We start from the raw sequence: 22,516 nt of genomic DNA on the forward strand, positions 1-22,516 counted from the left end.
ATGTCGCAGAGGGTATGTCGGCCCTCCGTCAAACAGTGTTTTGGTAGAGCAAGATGCCTGCATTGGATCAGCCCCTTCCCACTGCTCGATGGAGAACGTCCAGGAGGCTCTGTGCCGCAGCATCGATCTGGAAATGCTTTTCGTAACAACGCCGCGCAGCCACCCGCATCCCCTGCTTCCGGTCCCCTTGAAGCTGAAGCCACTGTTCGAGCAGGCGCGAGACACCGTCGACGGTATCAACCTCGACCAGCCCGCCGCCACTTGCCTTCACCTGTGGCCAGATGTTCACCTTGTCAGTGATCAGCACCGGCACGGCGCAGACCAGTGCCTCGGCAACCGCGATGCCGAAATTCTCCTGGTGGGAGGGCAGGATGAAAGCATCCGCGCCACGGAACGCGCCCCACTTCGCATCCCCTTGCAACATGCCAGTCCAATGCAGGCGGGAGCCGACGCCCAGGCGATCCGCCTGCGCCTGCAGGCGTGGCCGGAGACCGGACTGGTCCGGTCCCGCCAGAACAACCTGAAGGTCCGGCGCATGGCCGGCGATCCGCGCGAAAGCCTCGATCAGGAGGTCGCAGCCCTTCTTCTCGTGAATGCGGGACAGGAAAAGCAGGTAAGGACGGCTGTTCAAACGAGGCACGGCGGCTTGGAATGCGCATAGTTGTGCCTCCGACGATGGAGGCGGCTCGGCGATGCCGTACCGCACGACTTCTTCGCAGTAGCGATAACCGCTGAAGGTGCCACTGGCCAGACGGCGCTCCTCCTCGGTGGTGAAAAGGACGGCGCGGGCATCCCGAAGCGCCCGCCCCTGCGCCAGCGTCCACACCACCTGCTTTGCCAGTTGCTTGGCTGGATAGGCATGGCCAAACCAGGGATCCATCATGCCGTGGACGATCTGCACATATGGCAGGCCCGCCTGCCGCAGCGCCAGCCACCCGCCCAAGGATGCCCAGTTCCAGAGGCCGTGGATCACGGCCACGTCGAAGCGATGGGCGTTTCGACGGATCCGATCGGTGAGTTGAAACGGAAATCCCCTGCGGCCGTGGCCACCGCAGGCGTGGACAGGCAGGCTGACCTCTCCCAGGAACCTCTCGGAGGGATCATCAAGGCTGACGATTTCGCTGCGGTGACCCCAGTCACCCATCTTCTCAGCGCTGAGCCTCAGGCCCTCGATCGGGCCGCCGCTTTTCGGATCAACCGTCGCGATGATGTTCAGCACGTTCATGCCGCCCCCACCAAAGAAGTTACAGCCGCGGCGAAAGCTGCGCTGTCTCCGCGCGCGCTGCCCGCCAAGCTGCGCTCAGCGAAGGTGGACCAGAGGGCTTCGTCTTCCGCCAAAAGCTTCATGAAGAAAGCTGCACCCTCAGGATTGTCCGGCTCGACAACAAAGCCGTTGTAGCCGCTGCGGACCAATTCATCGCGCGCGCCACAGCGATCCGACACGATGACCGGCACGCCAATCGCCTGCGCTTCGATAACGACATTGCCGAACTGTTCCTCGGTGCTGAGCAGGAGCAAGGCGAGCGTGGACCCAAGCCGCTTGGCGATGTCGGGCGACTGCAGGAAACCGTCGAACACGACCTCCGTTTGCAGACCCATAGAATTGACCTTCTCCCGGAGATCCGCCTCCAGCGGACCCGATCCGCAGATGCAAAGCTTTTTTGGGTGCGCGGTCATCCGGCGGTATGCCGCGTAAGCCTCCAGCGTGACGAAAAGATTCTTCTTTTTGATCAATCTGGCGATGACGGTGAAATGCCGATCGGCAGAAGGCGTGCCCGACGGTGCGGGATCGCTAGCTCCCTGCTCCCGCACTCTTGCCAGCGAAAGGGTGTTGTAGCCCGGTTCGACACGTTTGATACCGAGCCACCGGAGATAGTCCTGCGATCGCTTGCCGGCGGCGATCGCACCATTATACGGCAGCATGAACAGGCGCTTTCCAAGCTCACGGCCGATATGGCGTCGGCTGTCGTCGAACTTGGAGCAGGCCATCGTATAGACCTTCATGTCACTCAGCCGCATGAGGACCACCGCGAGAAAAATTGCGGGCATCTCGTAGTGGCTGAGAAAGACGTGGGTCGCGCGCTCCCGGCGACAGGTCCTCCAGATCCTCCACGCCGTCACCCAGGTGGAACGGCTTGCTGGCTTCTCCGGGTATAATGTCATTTTCCTGAATAATGCGGCTGGCGCATCCCAGCCGTAGGTCGGGCTGGTGCCAAAGAGTTCGACACCGATCATTTTTGCGCCGGTCGCCGCCACGGCTTCGCATCGATCCACATGCATCGGCCCAAAATTGTCCCAGACGAAAGCGATGACGGGCCGGTGCGTGTTCTGCATCTATCGCCCCGGCGCTGGAACGATGGTTGAAAACGGCATCCTCTTTTGTGGCGTGGCGTGAAAGGCGTAGAGGGCAGCGACGAGGCACGCCGCCTCCGCCACGGCGAGCGCTACACCGGCACCCGACAGGCCTGCCGCCGCCGCACCCAGGAAGATCAGCAGAGCATTCAAGGGTGTGAGCGCAACCAGAAGTGCCGCAAAACCACTATGCGAGTTCGTCGCCATCAGAAGATTGGCGGCAACGCTCCATCCGCCATGGGCAACCATTCCCAGGGCCATCACAACCATGAAACCCTTGCCTGGCTGGATGCCCGCGGTCCACCAGGCGATCACGTCACTACCAAAGAGGGCGAGAACGGCAGCAGAGGGTAACAGGATCAACGCAACCAAAAAGCCGTTGAGGTGAACCAGGTGTTGGCGCCGCTCACGCGAACCAAGGGCAGTCGCGGAGGCAAGCGACGGCATGGTCGCCCGGCTGACGACGCCGATACATTGGATCGGAATGCGGCTCACCGTGCGCACCGTGGCGAAGACAGCAGCGGCAGCCGGCGAAAGCAACGCGCCGATGATCAGCACGGATGTTTGCAGCATGATCGACAGGCTGGCGGCAACTGCCATCCCACTGAGCGCCGGCTTCACGAGCCTGCGAAGTTCAGCCAAGGAAACCGCCCTGAGGCTCAATGCCAACCACGGCACGCGGTGCTTCAACAGGGCATGGACCACCAAGATGTTGACCAACCGACCGGCGATCATCACCAGGCAGGCTTCCGCATAGTCCCCGCCGGCCCGAACCACCAGCAGCGTCACCATCAGCTCGGCAAAGGTCAGAATATCATAGGTCAGGGTGCCGACGGCATACGCTCCATTGGCGCGCAGGACCGCGAGACTGACGCGGGAAATCAAGGCAAGCCCGGAGTAAAGGAGCAGCAGGTGCAGAACAGCAACATGATCCGCCAGCCACGGTGCACCTGTGATCGCCCAAAGCGCCAGACCTCCAATGAGGTTGATCGCAGCCGCAACGGAAGCCACGAGGGCGGATAGCGCGTTGAACAACCGGCGGACGCCATCCTTTTCGCCGCGTGCTGCCCGTGCTGTCATCTCGCTGGTACTGGCGGCCAGGAAGCCCAGGTCGGTGAGAGCGAGATAGGCAGGGATGGTCGTCAACATCAGCCAGGTGCCGTAGCCGCTCGCGCCCCATGCCCCGACCATCACCGGTATGCTGACGATCTGGCCCACGGCAACAAGAACAAGGCCCAGGGCATTGGCGGCAGAGGCACGGGAGATTTCGCCGGTTAGGCTCATGCGCGGAAGACCTCCGCGAGTGCCTTCATGGCCGTAATCTTTGAGAGTGACTGCGCCAAGCCTGCCTGCGATCCGGAAAAGTCTGCCTGTTTCCTGGAGGCCGCAAGAATCGCCTCAGCAAGTTGCGCCGGATCATCAGGAGGCACGATGTACGCGGAACCCATCAGGAGGCCGGCGAGCTCGGTTCCCGCGTCCGCCGTGACCAAGATCGGTCTGCCGCTCGCCACCATCGCGTTCAGCTTCGAAGGTAGGCCCATGTCCGCCACGACTTTCTCCTGCGGCAAGATATGGAGATCCGGCATGTTCATGAGTTCGTTCAGCCGCGACCGAGGCTGGAACGGCATGAATCGAACATTCGGCAGCTCTCCCGCTCGGGCCTCGAGTTCGTTCCGCAACGGCCCCTCGCCCACGAGGACGAAGTGGATGTGAGCGTCATCACGAAGCCGTGCGGCGGCGTCAATCAGACCATGCAATCCCTGCTTTGCGCCGAGCGTCCCGGCATAGAGAACAACAAAGTCACCGGCATCGAAGCCCAACTGGCTCCTGTAGGTACTCGTCCGTTCGAGCGGATAAATCTCTTCAAGATCAACCCAGTTGCGAACGAGCGAAAGCTTGGCGGGTGCCACGCCGCGCGCGAGCAGTCTCGTCCTCATATGTTCGGAAATGGTGACGAGTTGATCGACGCCTGCCATCGTCATCTTCTCGAATGTCTCGGCGAGGCGCCTCACCCAGTGCCGCTCCCTCAGGTGCCCGACAGCAAAGGCTGCATCCACTTCGAGATCCTGGACATGCAGGATGACCTTGGCGCCGACCAGCCTGGCAGCGACGATCGCCACGGGAGCGGCGAGTAGCGTCGGCTCGATGCAGAACACGATCTGCGGCCGCCGGCGGAGGATCTGCCAGACCGCGATGGGCGCCGAGGTGACTGCGAAGGAAAGCGGCGCGAGAAGCCGCCAGATGCCCTGCATCCGGTCCCTGAGGATGAGCGGTGTGCGGAAGACTCGAATGCCATTGTCTTCTGTCCGGGAGTAGCTATTGCGGTAGCCCTTGGAGACCTGCCAGGCCGGATAATGCGGCGGCGTCGTGACGACGGTGACATTCCAACCTTCGTCGGAGAGATGCCGCGCAATCTCCCCCGTGTACTTGCCAACGCCGACAAGTTCCGGCGTGTAGTTCATGCCGTAGACGACAATGCTCCTGGCAGGTGCCGTGGCTGCTGCCGTGGCCCGGCCGTTTGTAGCGACCGCTGCATTCCCATCAAGACTGTCAGCGGTCGTCAATGTCATCCAGCATCTCCCTGGCTACGTTCAAGATATTCGCCCTTGAGGAACGCGGCGTAAGCATCTGCCACCCCCTCTTCCAATCCGATCTTCGGTGACCAACCCATTCCACGCAGCTTGTCGGCGCTCATCAGCTTGCGCGGCGTGCCGTCGGGCTTGGTCAGGTCGTGGACAATTTCACCCTCGTATCCGACGACCTGGCAGACGAGCTTCGTGAGATCGAGGATAGTGATGTCTTCGCCCGAGCCGACATTGACGTGGGTGTCGTCGGAATAGGTCCTCATCAGATGTACGCAGGCATCGGCACAGTCATCGACATGCAGGAATTCACGCCGCGGCGTGCCAGTGCCCCAGACGGTTATGGAGGTAGCACCACCGACCTTTGCCTCATGCGCCTTGCGGATCAGCGCCGGCATGACATGGCTGGACTTCAGGTCGAAGTTGTCGCCCGGGCCATACAGGTTGGTCGGCATGGCGGAGATGAAGTCGCGGCCGTGCTGGCGCCGGTAAGCCTGGCAGAGCTTGATGCCAGCTATCTTGGCGATCGCATACCATTCGTTGGTGGGCTCGAGCTCGCCCGTCAGAAGCGACTCTTCGCGGATCGGCTGCTCGGCAAACTTCGGATAGATGCAGGAAGAGCCGAGGAACAGCAGCTTTTCGACGCCGACCCTGTGGGCCGCATGGATGATGTTGGCCTCCAGGATGAGGTTGTCATAAAGGAAGTCGGCTGGGTTGGTATCGTTGGCAAGGATGCCGCCGACCTTGGCCGCCGCGAGGAACACGGCGTCCGGACGGTTCTTTTCCATCCAGGTCTCGACATCGGCCTGGCGGGTCAGGTCCAGTTCCGAGCGGGTGGCGGTCAGGAGCTCGCAACCCTCCGAAGCGAGCCGCCGCACGATGGCCGAACCCACCATGCCGCGATGGCCGGCGACATAAACCCTCTTGCCCTTGAGGTCATAAGCCATGCTCATCCCTCCAGGCTGACGGGCAGGTTGAGCCCGTGTTCCTTGAGGAGCGCATGGCGGCGCGCGGCCTTGTGGTCTTCGGCGACCATCTCGGCGCACATCTCGCGGGCGGTGATCTCCGGCTCCCAGCCAAGCTTCTGCTTCGCCTTGGCGGAAGAACCGAGCAGCGTATCCACTTCAGCCGGGCGGAAGTAGCGCGGGTCGATCCGCATCACGACGTCGCCTACCTTCAGCGCCGGCGCCTTGTTGCCCTCGATCGCGGCAACCGTGGCAATCTCGTCTACGCCCTCGCCGGTGAACTCCAGCGTCAGCCCAAGCTCGCTCGCAGTCCACTGGATGAACTCACGCACCGAATATTGAACGCCCGTGGCGATGACAAAATCTTCCGGCTCGTCCTGCTGCAGCATCATCCACTGCATGCGGACATAATCCTTAGCGTGGCCCCAGTCGCGCAGGCTGTCGATATTGCCCATGAAAAGGCAGGATTCGAGCCCCATGGCGATGTTGGAAAGGCCACGGGTGATCTTGCGGGTGACGAAGGTCTCGCCGCGGCGCGGTGACTCGTGGTTGAAGAGAATGCCGTTGCAGGCATACATGCCATAGGCTTCGCGGTAGTTCACCGTGATCCAGTAGGCGTAAAGCTTGGCAACCGCATAGGGCGAACGCGGATAGAACGGCGTCGTCTCGCGTTGCGGTGTTTCCTGCACCAGGCCATAAAGCTCGGATGTCGACGCCTGGTAGAAACGGGTCTTCTTCTCAAGGCCTAAGAACCGGATTGCCTCCAGGAGGCGCAGCGTGCCGATCGCATCAACATCGGCGGTATATTCCGGGGCCTCGAAGCTGACTGCCACGTGCGACTGAGCCCCGAGGTTATAAACTTCATCCGGCTCGATATCGCGGATGAGGCGGGTCAGATTGGAGGTATCTGAAAGGTCGCCATAATGCAATTTGAACTGCGCGTCCTTCATATGCGGATCTTCGTAGATATGATCCACACGCGCCGTATTGAACAACGAGGCGCGGCGCTTGATGCCATGCACCTCATAGCCCTTGGCCAGCAGAAACTCCGCAAGATACGAGCCGTCTTGACCGGTCACGCCGGTAATCAGTGCTCTCTTTTTCATGGTGTTACTCATTCTTGTGCCTGACGCAGGTCCACGACCGTCATATCCGGATCCTCGTGATGATATGCGTTGTGCGGGGACGCGTAGTATTGAGACGATCCATATTCGCGATAGAGCTTCATCTTGCGGCTGTCCACTTTGTTGAGGATGACGCCGAGGCACAGTTCCTTCAGTTGCGGTTCCGCCGCCAGTATCTCGGCGACAAGCTTGCGCGGCGTCTTTCCCCATTCCACCACGAGCACGAAGGCATCGAGATGCGGCATGACCGCTCTCGCATCGATGATCGGGGCGACGGGCGGCAGATCCAGGAGGACATAGTCGTGTGCCGCGGCAGCCTGAGCCAACAGGCGAGCCATGTGACCCGAGGCGAGAAGCTCGGACGAGCGCGGGATGCGACGCTTCATCACCGTCGGCAGAAAGAGCGCACCGCTCTCCGGATCCCTCAAGGCCCGCGAAGAGGGCGGGTCGCGCGACAACAGGACCTCAAGCAAACCTTCTTGCGCGTGCTGGGCGATCGCCCGAGTCGCTCCCGGATTGCGCAGGTCGGCATCGATCAGGATCGTGCTGGCGCCTTGCGCGAGCAGTTTTGCTAGGTTGATTGCGACCGTGGATTTCCCCTCACCCGCGACCACAGAGATGATGCCAATCACCTTGCCGCGCTTCGAGATCTCGAGTTCAGCAGCCAGTCGGACGTTGCGCAGCGTCTCGGCGAAGGGTGACAGCGGGAACTCCGTCGCGAAATCGGCGATCGGATCCTTGCTACGGATCTCGTGCTTCCCGGACGGTGGCTTGGGTAGACTGTCGGCAAGCGGTGCGACATGGGAAAGGTAACCGAGAAACCTGAGGCCAAGGACCTGTCTCACCTGCTCGCCGGCGCGGAAACCACGATCGGAGGCTTCGCGAAAAGCAGCAGCACCCGCACCGGCCGCACATCCGAGCACGACGGAGACTGCAAGCACGAGCGGGATCCTTGGCTCGCTCGGCGTCACGGGCGGCATGGCGCGGGCGATCACACGTGCTTCGGTGACCGGGAACGACTGCTGCTGGACCGCCTCGTGATAACGCTGCAAGAATGTCTGATAAAGGTTGCGATATGTGGCAGCCGTCAATTCCAGTTCGCGCAGTTGCACCTGGGTTTCGCTGGCGGTCAGGCTGACGGCTGTCGCCTTTACCAGCCCCTCACCGATCTGCCGTTCGCGGGACGTCGCGACTGCCAGATCATTCTGATAGCTTTGTGCGATGCGCTTCAACTCATCGAACATCAACCGCTTGTATTCGGCCATTTCCTCCTTCAGCCGCTCAGCTTGCGCATGGGTGTCACCGGAGCGTCGGACGATCTCGGAATGGCGCCTCGATGCCTCGAGAAACTTCTGGCGCAGCGTGTTGATGACCGGGCTGTCCAGAGCATCGCCCACAACGGCCTCCTCCGCACCACTCTCCACCACCGCCTGGATCGCCTCGACGCGTGCCTGGGCCTTCTCCGTTTCCGTGCGGGCGGCGTTGAGCGACAGGCTGATATCGACGAGCTTCTGGTCGGACAGCAGCGTGTCGTTCGCCACCAGCAGCCCATTGGCTGCCCGGAACCGCTGCACGGCCGCATCCGCCTGCAGCGACTGATGGCGCAGGTCCTCGATGCGTTGCTGCAGCCAGTCGCCGGCGCGGCGTGTCGCACTCGTCTTGGCCTCGAGCTTGTCGGCCAGATAATAATCCGCAACGGCGGTGGCGACGGACGCGGCAAGTTCCGCAGAATTCGCCGTGAACGAGATCTCGATCACATAGGAGCGCCCGACCCGGGCAATTTCCATGTCGCGGCTCATCACCTCCAGCGCCTGCCGCCGCATCGCATCTGGACCAGGCGGCGGGAGCGCAGGACGAAAGAAGGTGAGAAGGCTCCGGGGCACGCGCAGGAACGGGTTCGGCGCGCCACGCATGAACTCCGGATTGTCCTGGAGCTTCAAGCCATCGATGACTGCAAAGGCGATCGCTTCTGATTTCAGAAGCTCGACCTGGCCAAGGAAAGACGCTTCATCATCCAGAACACCTGCAACCGAGGACAACTGCTCGACGACCTGGCTGTTGACGCCATCGATGAGCACGCTGGTCCTGGCGGTAAATCGCGGCACTGCGGTGAAGCAATAAAAGCTGCCGAGCGCCAAGAAGAAAATAAGACAGAGGCCGAAAACCCGCCACTGACGGCGAGCGACAGAAATCACGTCGGCAAGATGAAACGCCGGAGCCTGCGGCTCCGAGTGGGCATTGACCTGAAGCGAACGCGATACATGCCTCTGGTTCATCACTCGGTCCGCTGAACAAAGACTGAGCCAAAATTAACTGTGTATTAATCATGACGCACTTTTAAGTTGCTTGCAACCCTTTACAACCAGACAGCCCCTGCAAGTAGAAGAATGGGCATTGGACGTTGCGCCAAAGCGTTATTGCTGGCGAAATTTACTGCCTTGAAAGCTGTGCTCCCAATCGGGCGCTTGCTATTCCTTTGGAAGGCGACCATTCCCAACGCTGCGACAGGTGAGACTGAAAGAACTTATGGGCAGGTTTACTGATTGGCTGCTGCGCCGAGGTTCGGCGCCGGTGACAAAGACGACGCGCCGGCGGATCGATCTCGGACCAGACGAGCCGCTTTATCCGATTTATGCCATTGGTGATGTACACGGCAGCCTCGACCAGTTGATCGCGGCGGAAGAACGTATTGCGCGGGACATCCAGAAGACCGGCCAGCCCGGCCCGGTTGTGCTTCTCGGAGATTATGTCGACCGGGGACCAAACTCAGGCCAGGTGCTCGACCACCTGATCCGGCCGAGCGAACTCAAGCTGCGGCGCGTGCCGATCTGCGGCAACCATGACGATCTGTTCGCGCGGTTCCTCGATCAGCCGGAGGCCTATTGGGACTGGCTCGGCATCGGCGGTGATCGGACGCTCACCTCCTATGGTATCGACCTGACCTTCCTCGGCAACAACAAGAAGACCCGGATGGAGCGACTGTCCTACTCTCTTGCCGATGCGGTGCCACCGGCGCACAAGGAATTCCTGGCGCAACTGCCAACCTCGTTGCGGATCGGGCGTTTTGTTTTCGTACATGCGGGGATCAAGCCCGGTGTACCGCTCGATCAACAGGATGACGAGGACCTGATGTGGATCCGCGATCCGTTCCTGGCGGAGGGTCCGAAGATGCCGTTCCTGGTGATCCACGGCCATACGCCGCAGCCGGAACCCGACAGGGGTCCGGGCCGGATCGGTATCGACACGGGGGCATATTATTCGGGGAAGCTGACGGTGCTCAAACTCCACGGCGAGCAACTCAGCATCATCTGACGGATCAGGCGCGCCGCCTGTACCACCAGAACAAGACGGGCTTGATGACGCCGCCGAAGAGACCTAGCGCGGCAAGCGAAAAACCGAAATAGAGCTTGCCGCTGCGGCGATCGATGGCGCGGACGATCTTTCGCGCGACCGCCTCGGCACTCCATGCACCAGCCTTGCCCATCAGCCGTTGCGCCTCGATCGGCCGCTTCGGAAGCTCGCGTTCAAGCTGCGGCGTTTGTGTATCGGGCGGGAAGCAGATGCCGACGGTGATGCCGTGGGCTTGCCCCTCTTGCGCCAGTGCTTCGGCAAATCCGGTTAGTGCAGCTTTCGAAGCGCAGTAGGCGGAATAACCGTGAATGCCGATGAGGCCGGCGCCAGAGGAGACGATCATGATGCGCCCCTGCCCGCGATGTTTCATACCGGTGTAGACCGAACGCACGGCGTTGACAGTGCCAAGCAGGTTGATGCGTATCTGCTCATTGAAGCGCTCGCTGGAGAGGTCTTCGAAGACCGCCGGTTCGACGATCCCGGCGCAGGCAATGAGGACGTCGCAAGGGCCAAGCCGGCTCTCGGCTTGCTGAACAGCGTCACGGATTGCCGCTTCATCGCCGACATCCGCCGAGGCGATCTGGATGTCGTCGGGAGCGCTTTTGGCAGTCACCAAGAGATCATCACGCGCCACCTCGAGCTTTGGTCTGTCCCGCGCAATCAAGGTCACGCGCGCACCGCGACTTGCGTAAAGCCGCGATACTTCAAGCCCTATGCCGCTTGAACCTCCGGTGACGATGACATGCATGATCCACCTGCCGGTTCAACGCTGTTGGTCAGGATTTGCCCGCTGCCTGGATAAGTGGAGCAAGCTGCATCACCTTGTCCATGTCGAGCGAAGCCAAGCCGAAATTGCGCTCCTGCAGGTCCTTCAGCCTTTCGGCAGTGACTGCGACCGAACGACGGATCTGTTCTTCGGTATGATCGCAAGTGATGAAGAACCGCAGCCGCGCCATGCCTTCTGGCACGGCCGGGTGGATGATCGGCAGCACGTTGATGCCCTGCTCCAGCAATTCGTTGGAAAGCTGTACGGCGCGAAGAGAGTCTCCAACGATGACCGGCACGACGGAGAAGCCGAGGCTCAAGCCCGTATCCAGTCCCGCCGCACGGGCACATTCGAGGAAGAGCGCGCCGTTGCGGTGCAGCTTCTCGGTGCGCTCCGGCTCGGAACGCAGGATCTGCAGCGAGCAGCGAGCCGCTGCGGCCAGAACCGGAGCCAAGCCAACGCTGTAGACAAAGCCTCCCGCTTCCGCCTTAAGGATGTCGATCAGGGCCTGCGAGCCCGCGATGTAGCCGCCGCAGCTCGATGTGGTCTTGGAGAGCGTGCCCATCCAAATATCGACTTCTTTCGGGTCGATGCCGTAGTGCTCGAAAGTCCCGCGTCCGGTCGCGCCGAGGACACCAAGCGCATGCGCCTCATCCACCATCAGCCAGAAGCCGTAGCGGTTGCGCAGTTCGAGCAGCGCCGGCAGGTTGGCGATGTCGCCATCCATCGAGTAAACGCCTTCAACGATGACCATGATGCGTCGGAACTCGGTCGAGAGTGTCCGCAGCACCGATTCAAGGTTCTCGACGTCGTTGTGGCGGAAAAGTCGGCGTGTCGCGCCGGATTGCTTGATGCCTGCCAGCGCGCTGTTGTGGATGAACTCGTCGTGGATCACGAGATCCTGCGGCCCCATCAGACAGCTGATGGAAGCGACGTTGGTGAGGTAACCGCTGACAAAGGTGACGGCTGCATCGACGCCGTAGACGGAGGCAAGCTCCATCTCGAGTTCGGTATGTACCGGACGCTCGCCAGCAACCAGGCGGCTGGCGGAGGCCGAAATCCCATACCGATCAACGGTGGCCTTGGCCGCTTCCAGCGTGCGCGGATCCGTGTTGGTTGCAAGGTAGTCGTAGGATGCGAAGTTGATGAGTTCGTGGCCGGCGACAACGGTCGTCGCCCCTGCCGCCCGGTCATGCGAGCGGTAGAAGGGGTTCGCCACGCCGATCATTTCCCCCGCCGCGCGCTGTACGTTCACCCGCTGGTATTCCGGCAGTTCCTCGAAGGACTGGACCTGACGTGTCGGTGCCTGCGGCAGGCGGCTCAACCTTGCGGCGCGATTGCGCCCCGAAGCCTCGCTCGTCTGGCGCAGCTTGTCCAGCAGGCCGCGCTTGCCGTCAGGGCCGAGCCCTGCGGCCTCGTTGTCCCCATTTTCACTCATCACTGTGCCGCTGCTTTCTGCTGTTGCGACGTCGAGTGGCTCTTGACCAGCCGGTCGACGACGGCATTCTGGCCCTGAGGTGCCTCATCGCCATCCGCATTCTGTCGGGACACGCGCTCGCGCAGACGTGCAACGACATCACCCACGGTCGTGTCGTCGCCGACACCGCTCAACGGAATGTCGAAACCAGTCTTCTGCTGGAAGCCCATGCCAAGTTCCATCGCCATCAAGCTGTCGAGGCCGATCTCCTTCAGCACCTTTTCAGGCGTGATGGTATCTTCGGTGACGCGAAGGATGGTCGCGATTTCGCCCGCAACCAGCTTGTGCAGGATCTGCTGCGCTTCTTCGGCAGACTTGCCGCGGATCATCTCTTCGAGGTCGATCGTGTCGCCATCCGAGGACGTCGCGTTGTTGCCCGCCGAACGAACGATGGTCTCGAAGAAGGCCGTCTTGGCGATCGGCAGCATCTGGACCGCGCCCCAGTCGATCTCGGCGATCATCACCGCGGCCGCATCAACATTGCCCGTATCGGCGAGCATGTAGCGTTCGACCTGTTCCAGCGCTTCGCGCGCCTTCATCGCGGTCTTGCCGATGCGCTTCGACAGGATCTCGTTCACCTCGGCATTGCGAGCAAGGAAGCCGGTATCGGCAATGGCGCCGAAGCCGACAGCCAGCGCCGGAAGACCAGCGGCACGCCGGGTGCGGGCCAGACCTTCAAGGTAGCCGTTAGCCATGACGTAGTTCGCCTGTCCGGGATTGCCGAGCATGGTGGTGGCAGACGAGAAGAGCAGGAACAGCTCCAGATCATCCTTGGCCGTGAGCCGGTGCAGGATCTCCGCGCCCTTCACCTTCACGTCCACGACGGGCTTGTTGCGCTCCGGCGTGAGGTTCGAGATCAGCGCGTCATCGAGCACCATGGCGGCGTGGATGATACCCTTGACCGGGCCTTCGGTGCGCAGCAGTTCCAGCAGGACCGAAACCGCCGACTCGTCGGTGATGTCGCAGGCATGCACAGTCGCATGCACGCCCTTGCGGTGCCACACCGAGATCGCCGCCAAAGTTTCCTCGTCGGCCATGCCTCGCCGTGAACAGAGCGCGATGCGCTTGACGCCACGGGTCACCAGCCACTCGGCCGCAGCCAGCCCGAAGCCGCCGATACCACCGGCAACCAGGAAGGTGCCATCCGAGGAGAAGCGAAGCGCCTCGTTTGCCGGCACGAGAACCTTGTCCTTGCCGGCAACCGGCGGACGCACGACGATCTTGCCGATATGGCCGGCATTCTGCATGAGACGGAAGGCGCTGCCGATCTCATCATGGCTGAAGGCTCGGTACGGAAGCGGCGTAAGCTTGCCCTCGCTGAAGAGCCGGCCGATTTCGCCGAAGATCTTGCGCGTTACACCGGCGACGTTCACCAGCAACTGGTCGGCATCGATCCCGAAATAGCTGATGTTGCGGCGGAACGGGCGCAGGCCGATCTTGCGGTCGGAATAGTAGTCGCGCTTGCCAAGCTCAAGGAAGCGACCGAACGGCTTCACCAGTTCGATGCTGCGTTCCATGGCTTCCGAGAACAGCGAGTTGAGGACGAGATCGACGCCCTCGCCGTTCGTCACTTCGCGAACGCGGGAAACGAAGTCCAGCGAACGTGAGTCGAAGATGTGGTCCGCACCCAGCGCTTCGAGGAAGCGGCGTTTCTCTGTCGTGCCGGCCGTTGCGATGACTGTTGCACCACGCAGCTTGGCGATCTGCAGGGCAGCAAGCCCCACGCCACCGGCTGCGCCGTGAATGAGGATCGTCTCGCCCTTTTCGATATGGCCGAGATGAACCATCGCATAATAGGCGGTGAGGAAGGCAACCGGCACCGTTGCGGCCGCAGCCGACGACAGGCGGTCCGGAAACTTCGTTACGCCATCACGGCGGACTCGTACGTGGGTCGAGAATGCCGCCGGGGCGATACCCATGACCCGGTCACCCGGCTGGAGATCGTCGACATCCAAACCAACCTCGAGCACGCGGCCCGCAAGTTCCATGCCGATGGTGGCGCCGGCAAAACCGTCTTCAAGCGCTTCTTCGGGCAGTAGGCCCATGGCCCACATGACATCGCGAAAGTTCAGGCCGGTCGCTTCAACGGTGATAATCACCTCATCCTTGTCGGGCGACGGAAGATCACACGCTTCCCAGGCAATGCTTTCGACACGGCCGCTCGACAACTGGCGGATGGTCGCGGCTTCGAAGCTCGACGTCGTCGCTTCGGTGGACGGGAACGGCCCGGTGGCTGCGCGAAGTTCGCGCAGGTTGCCCGCCGTCATCTGCCATTCGCGGTTCGGCGTCGAAACGGCCAGCAGTTCCTGGACCGCATTCCATGTTCCCGCGTCGCCGGATGCGGCATCCAGCAAATGCACGTCCAAGGCTTCGTATTCGTTCTGGACAACACGTGCGAATGCCCAGAGGCCGGCATTCGCACCATTGGTGTCCTCACCTGCCAGCGGCGATCCGCCCGGCGCCACAACAAGAAACCGTGGTTTCGAACCGGTTTCTGTTCCGCGCGACACCCTGTCGGCCAAGGCACCCAGCCGGCGCAAGCGCGCCTGAGCCAGAACCGACGCATCCTGCGATGCGACGCGGTCCGCCAGATAGACGAGACGCAAAGGCTGGCCGTGGAACTGAGACAGAGCCTCGTCGAACTGTTCCTGCGTTGCATCGGCATCGATGACACTGACATCGCAGCCGTCGAAGGCCACGGAGACGTCTGCAAGCTCCGAGAGGATCAGAACGCGGCTACCATCTGCCAAGGCCGCGGCGGCCTTCGTCGGACGGGACTCCGATGCCGCTGCTGCGAGCACCAGCGCGCCTTCCGGATAACCTTGTTCGCGCGCGTGCGGCTTGGCAAAGCCAAGCGATGCGATGACATCGGCGAGTTGCCGGTCGGAACCCAGCCGGCCAACGGGGAAGTCCGGTGAGTTGCTGTTTTCGAACCACCCTTCTGACTGGCCGAAGACAAAATCGTTGAATGCCGAAGGCGCACGATCTGCGAAGACCACGGCGCCGCCATTGGCGGCCGCGTTGCGGACAGCGGCGCGAATCTCCTCATGAGACGACAGCAGTTGCTGGCTCTGGGGACCTGCCGCCACGACGATATCGGCAACCGGCTGGCTGTAGAGCTTGTCGCATTCCGGCAGCAGGACATGCACGTCCTGTTCGAAAGCAAGCTCGAAGGTGCGGCGGACGTTTTCGCGCGGCTCGGCAATGATGAGCGCTGCACCATGTGCCGCTGCGGCTTGCGCCAGGCGACGGCTCAACGCGAGCGACATGACGCCCGTTTCAAGGATGTAGCGGACGCCACCCTTGCGGCTGGCCAACAGCTTCTCGACGCCCTCGACAACGGCCGTGAAGGCTCGCTCCGCCAGCGGCGAATGGACAAGCACGTGGTCGATCGTCGCTTCGCTGGCATTTGCCGTGCGCGCCGGCTTGTCGCCGGCAGTGCTGAGCGGTCCAGCGGCCAGTTGTTCAAGCGCATCGCGGTACGCATTGTTGACGAGCACGGCTTCGGCAATGCGTCCGGAATCCTCGCGGTAGATCTCCTGGAGCAGTTCGCTGACCGGCGGCAGGGTGAACTCCTGCGGCAGGACCCATTCGCCCTCGTCGGCGGTTGCGATGCCGGCATCCTCCAGGATGAACAGGCAGTTCGTCAGGAAGGCGCGGAACTCCCGGTCCAGCGGCAGGCGGCGGGTGGACACCACGCCGCGGTGGTCTGCAAGCTTCAGCGCGATCTCGTGGCAGGCACGGTAGATCGCTGCATCAAGCAACAGTGTCGCGTTGTCAGATGCCTTGCCCTTGCCGTTGCGGAAGATTGCCGCCGCATCGACCTTGCCGAATTCGCGAGCAGCACCGACGGAAGCGGGCACGCTTTCGTAGTGGAAGGCGACCGATGCCAGCGTGTGATGGCGACGCAACGACGTGCGGCGGAAACGGCAATCGTCCAGGCTCGCAATGCGGTTGCCTTCGGTATCGAACAACTGGAACCGCGCCTTGATGGAATAGGCGCTGAACCGCTCGATCTCGATCATGGCGCGGGCGATCTGGCCGCCGCCGGTCACATGGATCGCACCGAACCGGACCGGGATATAGGGCGATCCGACATCGCCGCCCGACAACTGGCCGAACAGCGCGACGAGACCGTGGAACACCGCGTCGGTCGAGAACGGGTTGAGGTTGTACTGGACGTAAGGGTGTGCGGGAGCCGCTGCCGGCTTCAGATCCACCTCGACGATGGTCTGGCCATAGGCGACCGCCTTGTTGAGGAGGCGGAAGCGAGGGCCGTATTGCAGGCCGAATCGTTCAGCCGTTTCATAGGCTTCCTCGGCAGAAAGAAGCGTTCCCCTTTCGCCCTGCGGCGCAACGATGGCGCTGCCAACCACGGCGCCGGCAGCATGACGGCTACGGGCCACGGCGTGGACCGTCCAGTCGTCGCTGCTCAGGCGTTCACGCGAGCGGATCTCGATGTACCCGGTTTCAGGCGACAGCAGGGTCGAGAGTTCGACCATCCGGTCGGGGCGCAGTTCGAGAGGACGGACAATCTCGAGGTTCGAGATCTCGACTTCCGGAGTTCCGTAATAACGCTGTGCCGCCGAAACCGCGATTTCGATAAACCCGGCGCCCGGCATGATGGCGCGTGAATCGACCACATGCTCCGCAAGGTCCGGAAACAGGTGCGCGTCGATGTGGTTCTTCCAGTGCGCACTGTTGGGGTCCGTGCGCCAGCCGAGCAGCAGGTAAGGCAGCTTGCTGTTGCGGCCGAAGATATCCACCTCGTCGGTGGTCGACGGCATCTTCAGTTCGGTTTGTTCGAACGGCAGCGCCGGCAGGTCGACATGTGCGTTGCGCTTCGCGTTACCGCGGACGGACTGAACGGGTGCGCCATGGGCGACGGCACGGGCAAAGGCCTGAGCGACCGGATCGCGACCCGGAACGCCGGTCTCGCGCTGCAGCGTTCCAACCACGACGGCGGAGGCAGAAACGGACTTCGCCGTTTCGCCGACATAGCTCGACAGGATCGAGCGTGGCGACACTTCGATGAAGAGGTTGCAGCCCATGGCAAGGGCGGTCTGGCATGCCTGCTTGAACAGCACAGGCTCGCGGACGTTGCGCCACCAGTATTCGGCGTCCAGCCCGCGACCATCCAGCAATTCCCCGCTGACGGTGGAGATGAAGGCGCAGTTGGTCTTTTCAGCCTGAATGGCCGGCAGGTCTGCCAGGAACGCATCCCGCGCGTCGTCGATGATCGGGTGATGGAACGGGTAGTTGATGTCGAGCACATGCGCGACGATCTGCGCCTTGCGTGCTGCATCGCGGAACGCCTGGATCTGGTCGCCCGGACCAGAAAGGGTCACGGAATTCGGGGCATTGATCGCGGCAACGCAGATGCCATCGAGGCCACGCGCACGGGCGAAATTCAGCGCCGCTTCCTCGTTGAGGACCACGGCCGCCATCTTGCCCTTGCCGGCAAAGACGTCCTGGTAGCGCGAGCGCTTTGAGACGATGGCAACCGCTTCGGCCGCCGTCAGTGCCTTGGCAGCATAGGCCGCGGCCAGTTCGCCAACCGAGTGACCAAACACGGCTTCCGGCCGGATGCCGCTCGCATGCATGCAATCGGTGAGGGCCGCCTGGACCGCGAACAGCAATGGCTGGGCGATCTTGGTATCCGCCAGCCGGGTAGCGAGATCCGGCGCAACAATGATGTCCGTGAGCTTTTCGCCCAGATGATATTCGAAGAGCGCGCTGAAGGACTGGAAGGACTGGCGGAACTGCGCGTTTTCCCGATAGGCGTCCACACCCATGCCGGCCCATTGTGCGCCGTTGCCGGAAAAGACGAAGGCGATCTTGGCCGCGGACAGCGGTGCTTCGCCGATTTCGCCCGCCGAGGCCTCACCCGCGAGATGCGCTTCAATGGCCTTGCGGACGCCATCGGCATCCTTGGCCGCGACAGCGAACCGGTGCCGCAGAGCTTCGCGGTTGGCCGGAGCGGCCGACACCATGAGCGCCGCCTGCTTCGCATCAGCGTCCGAGAGCCGCTCTTCGTACTGCTCAAGCAGCTTGGACAGAGCAGATGCGGTATGTGCGCTGACCACGAACAGGCCCGGCTCGACCTTCGCCGGCGCATCCACCGCCTTGACAGGATCGGGATCGCTGATAACGACGTGGGCGTTCGTGCCGCCGAAGCCGAAGGAGTTGACGCCCGCAAGCCGTGGCTCCTTGGCGGGCAGGAGCTTGATGGTCGAGGTATTGACGCGAACATTGAGGCCGTCGAAGTCGATGTCCTCGTTAACCTTCTCGATATGGAGCGATGCCGGGAGGAAATTGTTCTCCAGCGCGATCATCGCCTTCAAGAGGCCGAACAGGCCGGAGACCGGCTCGGTATGACCGATATTGGTCTTGATCGAGCCGATCGGCACCGGCGCGCGACGCTTCTTGCCGATCACCTCACCGATCGCCCAGACTTCAGCCGGATCACCGACGCGCGTGCCGGTGCCGTGCCCTTCGATGAAGGCAAGCCGGTTCACGTCGATATTGCGGCCTTCGTAGATCGAGCGCAGGAGGTCAGCCTGGGCTTCACGCGACGGCAGGCTGATGCCGTTTGTTCGACCCGAGGAGTTGACGGCCACGGCGTGCAGGCGACTGCGGCTGCGGTCCCCTTCCCGCTGGGCGCGGTCGGTGCGGCGCAGAACAAAAACAACGCCACCTTCGGCGCGAACATACCCATGCCCGTTCGTATCATAGGCCCGGCACAGACCTTCCGGTGACAGCATGCGTGCCTGCGCGAAGCCCACGAAGGACAGCGGGTGCACCAGGAGGTTGACGCCACCGACGATCGCCGTGTCGATGTCGCCGTTTTCCAGCGCCAGAACGGCCTGATCCAGCGCCACCAGCGACGAGGAGCACGCGGTATCGATTGTCATGCTCGGCCCCTTGAGGCCGAAGATGTGCGAGATTCGGTTGGAAACGATGGAAAGCGTATTGCCCGTCATGAAATACGGGCTGCCGGAGGCCGGATCTTCGGACGCGAGATTGCCGCTCTCGAGGCTGGACGCGCCGACGTAAACACCAACATGCTCCTTGGCCAAGGTGCTGGCCGGAAGGTTTGCGTCTTCGAGGGCTTGCCAGACGAGGTTCAGGAGCACCCGCTGCTGCGGGTCCATCTGCATCGCTTCACGCTGCGAAAGCCCGAAGACCGCAGGATCGAAGGCATAGATATTATCGAGGACGCCCGCCGCGAAAGTGTAGGTCTTGCCGGGGATGCCTTGATTGGGATGCCAGAAGCGAGCCTTTTCCCATCGGTCCGATGGAATGTTCGTGACGGTGCACCGCCCCTCGCTCAAGATGTCCCGCAGTTCGCTTACAGAGTTGGCACCTGGCGCTACGCAAGCACGGCCGATGATTTCAATCGTCATGGTCACTCGGTGTTTATCAGACGTGAACGGCCAAAGCCGTCACGTAACTTTAACACATACTTATCTGCGCTTGTCACCCCAAAACGGGTGACAGCTCAGATGCATCGGTAGTGAGAGTGTACCTGAACGAGAATGACGGTCAGGTCAATTACCGATACCGTTGGCGACAGTAATACCTTGTGCAACGACGGAGACCGGCCGTGACACGAGCGCCAGGAACTTGGCAAAGTCGACCGCGTTGTGACGCGCAGCGTAGATCACGTCACGGCTCTTGATCGGGAAGGTCTGGCCTACGAGCAGGCTGTCGGGCCGGCTCATGTCGAAGCGGTAGACGAGCGGGTAACGCCCGAACTTGTCCGACTTCATGCCCTTAGCCAGCATCTGGTTAAACCGGGCGTTGCCGATTAAAGCCGCAATGATCTCAGGTTCCTCATAACGGAAGAGGAAGTAGCCCTTCGCATTAACGGCTGCGTCGTCGCCACCGCCACCCAATGCCACAGCTTCAAGCAGGTTGAGGTCGTTTGCACCAAATTCGATGCGCGCATTCTGCTTGACGGCGCCGAGCAGCGTGAAGGTGCGCGGATCACGCGTCACGAAGATCTGGTCGCCCGGCTGGACGTAGATGTTCTCCGACGGGTTTTCGATGACAGATTTCAGGAGCGTCGTGCCGCTGCGGCCATTGCGCACTAGAGTCACATATGACTCGTAGGGCTGCGCGACAGGACCACCCGCCTTTGCAATCACGTCGGTGATGTGCTCGCCGGTCAGGTTGAGCGGAACCTGGGCGGAACGCCCGACGGCGCCGGATACTGTCACCATACGCGACGACGTGTTGACGCTGTTGACGATGACGTCCGGCTCGACGGCCTTGTTGCGAAGCGCCGCGAGGATCGTCTGGCGGGCTTCCTCCAGCGTCTTGCCGGAGAAGCGGACGAGGCCCACATAAGGAATGGCTGCCTGACCATCAGGCTGGATGACGACGTCGAGGCTTGTCTGCTTCGAATCCTGCGTCGAGAACAGGCCATCGGAACCGGCCTCGAAGATGGTAATTTTGAGAACATCACCAACGCCGATGACTGCTCGCCCGGCGCCACCGCTGCCGAAACCGAATCGGCGCTTGAGGGCCGAACCGAAATATTGGGACACGAGTTGAGCCGACGTGTTGTCCACATCGACGATCTCGAAGACTGCAGCATTCTGGCGGCCAATTTCAGCGCCCGATTTCCCGCCGTCGGTATTGATCGCAGAGGCCAGAGGGCCCTCGCCCGGCACTGCCTGGCAACCTGCCAGGGCGGCGCACACCAAAACTGCAGTCACTCGCATCAAAATTCCATTCTCCAATCGTCTCGGATCGCATCTATTCCGGAGGAGGAACAGCCCGAGGGGAATCCGACCGCACCTGCAAAGCATAAGAGGTGTTCAACAACAAGCCGGATTGCGCCGGCACCTCCCAAATAAAAAACTTGTGCGGTTTTAAAGCCATAGTCCCAGGAACGGTAGCCGATGGCCACGACAATGAACAAGTTGAGTTAAATACCGTCTAAGTCTTATGGTTAATCCCTGCCGGATCACGAGCATCTTCGCCGACCAGTTCCAGCCGGTGAACTCCTGTGTTAAGGCGTCGCCCCAGATATCCCGCCCATCGTGAAATGGACACCATGCCGGAAGAGGACAAGGCAGTATTGATCCCCGCCGACTTGCGTCGCAGGCAGGGTTCAACCATTCGCATTGCTGTCCTCTTCATCTTCCTGGTGCTCGTGGGGCTGGCGACCGTGGTGCTGTCCGTTAACGATGCCCGCAACTACCGTCGGCTGACAAAGGCGCTTGGGCTCGACCAGTACAGCTTTTTCTCCACCCCGCCGGCAGATGTGCGGATCGACAAGCAGAAAGCGCTTGAGCCCGCAGAGCGCTATCCGCCCTGGCTCCTGAAGATGGCGCTCGAACGCCAGGCGGTGTTTGAACGCGTCGATCCCCTTCCCGCGGAAGAGCGGTGCCAGCGGCTTGGCGCGGCGACCGACGTGGAGCCGGAGTTCACGACGCGCGACCAGAGCTGGGAGTGCATCCTGTTCAAGGAGTTCGGCGCGGCCGATCCGCCAGCCTCGTTCTTCATCCAGGCTCGTGGCGTGATGCCGGACCAGATCCGTAGCTTCCGGATCAAGCTCAACCTGACTGATCCCGAGGTGGAGCCGCAGATGCTGCAGGAGACGACATCCGCCCTTGGCGAATTCGGCCTGCCGCTGACGCCCGAGACGCGTGAATATGTTGTGGACATGCTCTCCACGCATCGCGAGTTCTCGTCGCTGCTCGAGAATTACCGGATGACGTTCGCGCCGGAGATGATGGACCCGAATCGCTACAACCTGCTTCTGCTGCAGCGTCCGCCGACGGCCGAATGTGGCTCGCCACCGGCAACGGAGAGGGCAAGCGAAGTGCTCTACCCACTCTCGGTCGGCTGCCTGCCGTTGAAGCATCCGGTCAAGCTGCCTTAGACAC

13 protein-coding genes are annotated in these 22,516 nt (G+C 61.9%); 2 read left to right on the plus strand and 11 right to left on the minus strand.

Annotated features, from left to right (window positions below):
* Positions 1–67 precede the first annotated feature (67 nt).
* The 7 genes from M0654_RS16115 to M0654_RS16145 are packed head-to-tail and all read right to left on the minus strand — an operon-like array spanning position 68 to position 9,299.
* Positions 68–1,225, minus strand: a complete 1,158-nt coding sequence (locus M0654_RS16115) for a glycosyltransferase (protein WP_248683987.1) — start codon at positions 1,223–1,225, stop codon at positions 68–70.
* Complete coding sequence (locus tag M0654_RS16120; RefSeq protein WP_248683988.1) at positions 1,222–2,334, minus strand: glycosyltransferase; 1,113 nt, start codon at positions 2,332–2,334, stop codon at positions 1,222–1,224. Before M0654_RS16120 ends, M0654_RS16115 begins: the two co-directional genes overlap by 4 nt.
* Positions 2,335–3,636 carry a lipopolysaccharide biosynthesis protein gene (locus tag M0654_RS16125; RefSeq protein WP_248683989.1) on the minus strand — a complete coding sequence of 434 codons (1,302 nt, stop codon included), beginning with the start codon at positions 3,634–3,636 and terminating at the stop codon, positions 2,335–2,337.
* Positions 3,633–4,922: a WcaI family glycosyltransferase gene (locus M0654_RS16130; protein WP_248683990.1), complete on the minus strand. Its 1,290-nt coding sequence runs from the start codon at positions 4,920–4,922 to the stop codon at positions 3,633–3,635. Before M0654_RS16130 ends, M0654_RS16125 begins: the two co-directional genes overlap by 4 nt.
* Positions 4,919–5,881: a GDP-L-fucose synthase gene (fcl, locus tag M0654_RS16135; protein WP_248683991.1), complete on the minus strand. Its 963-nt coding sequence runs from the start codon at positions 5,879–5,881 to the stop codon at positions 4,919–4,921. The genes M0654_RS16130 and fcl overlap by 4 nt, the downstream gene beginning before the upstream one ends.
* A gap of 2 nt (positions 5,882–5,883) precedes the next feature.
* Positions 5,884–7,005: a GDP-mannose 4,6-dehydratase gene (gene gmd / locus M0654_RS16140; protein ID WP_248683992.1), complete on the minus strand. Its 1,122-nt coding sequence runs from the start codon at positions 7,003–7,005 to the stop codon at positions 5,884–5,886.
* 8 nt (positions 7,006–7,013) lie between these two features.
* Positions 7,014–9,299 carry a nucleotide-binding protein gene (locus tag M0654_RS16145; protein ID WP_248683993.1) on the minus strand — a complete coding sequence of 762 codons (2,286 nt, stop codon included), beginning with the start codon at positions 9,297–9,299 and terminating at the stop codon, positions 7,014–7,016.
* Positions 9,300–9,594: 295 nt separating this feature from the next.
* Here M0654_RS16145 and M0654_RS16150 point away from each other — a divergent pair, with 295 nt between their 5' ends.
* The gene (locus M0654_RS16150) at positions 9,595–10,335 is read left to right on the plus strand and encodes a metallophosphoesterase family protein (protein WP_248683994.1); all 741 of its coding nucleotides are present in this window, start codon (positions 9,595–9,597) and stop codon (positions 10,333–10,335) included.
* Between the two features lie 4 nt (positions 10,336–10,339).
* On the opposite strand, the gene M0654_RS16155 is transcribed toward M0654_RS16150, so the two are convergent.
* The 4 genes from M0654_RS16155 to M0654_RS16170 all read right to left on the minus strand — a co-directional run bounded on the left by M0654_RS16155 (position 10,340) and on the right by M0654_RS16170 (position 21,349).
* On the minus strand, positions 10,340–11,125 hold the full coding sequence (locus tag M0654_RS16155; RefSeq protein ID WP_313791088.1) for an SDR family oxidoreductase: 786 nt from the start codon (positions 11,123–11,125) through the stop codon (positions 10,340–10,342).
* A gap of 25 nt (positions 11,126–11,150) precedes the next feature.
* Positions 11,151–12,578, minus strand: a complete 1,428-nt coding sequence (locus tag M0654_RS16160) for an aminotransferase class I/II-fold pyridoxal phosphate-dependent enzyme (protein WP_248683996.1) — start codon at positions 12,576–12,578, stop codon at positions 11,151–11,153.
* The gene (locus tag M0654_RS16165; protein WP_248683997.1) at positions 12,578–20,023 is read right to left on the minus strand and encodes a type I polyketide synthase; all 7,446 of its coding nucleotides are present in this window, start codon (positions 20,021–20,023) and stop codon (positions 12,578–12,580) included. The genes M0654_RS16160 and M0654_RS16165 overlap by 1 nt, the downstream gene beginning before the upstream one ends.
* A 144-nt stretch (positions 20,024–20,167) precedes the next feature.
* Positions 20,168–21,349 (minus strand): polysaccharide biosynthesis/export family protein, encoded by a 1,182-nt coding sequence (locus M0654_RS16170; RefSeq protein WP_118849255.1) that lies wholly within the window; start codon positions 21,347–21,349, stop codon positions 20,168–20,170.
* A 332-nt stretch (positions 21,350–21,681) separates the two neighbouring features.
* Between M0654_RS16170 and M0654_RS16175 the strand changes: the two genes are divergently transcribed.
* Positions 21,682–22,512: a DUF6030 family protein gene (locus M0654_RS16175; RefSeq protein WP_248683998.1), complete on the plus strand. Its 831-nt coding sequence runs from the start codon at positions 21,682–21,684 to the stop codon at positions 22,510–22,512.
* Positions 22,513–22,516: the final 4 nt, after the last annotated feature.

It is taken from the genome of Neorhizobium turbinariae (assembly GCF_023223505.1).
GTDB lineage: Bacteria > Pseudomonadota > Alphaproteobacteria > Rhizobiales > Rhizobiaceae > Neorhizobium > Neorhizobium turbinariae.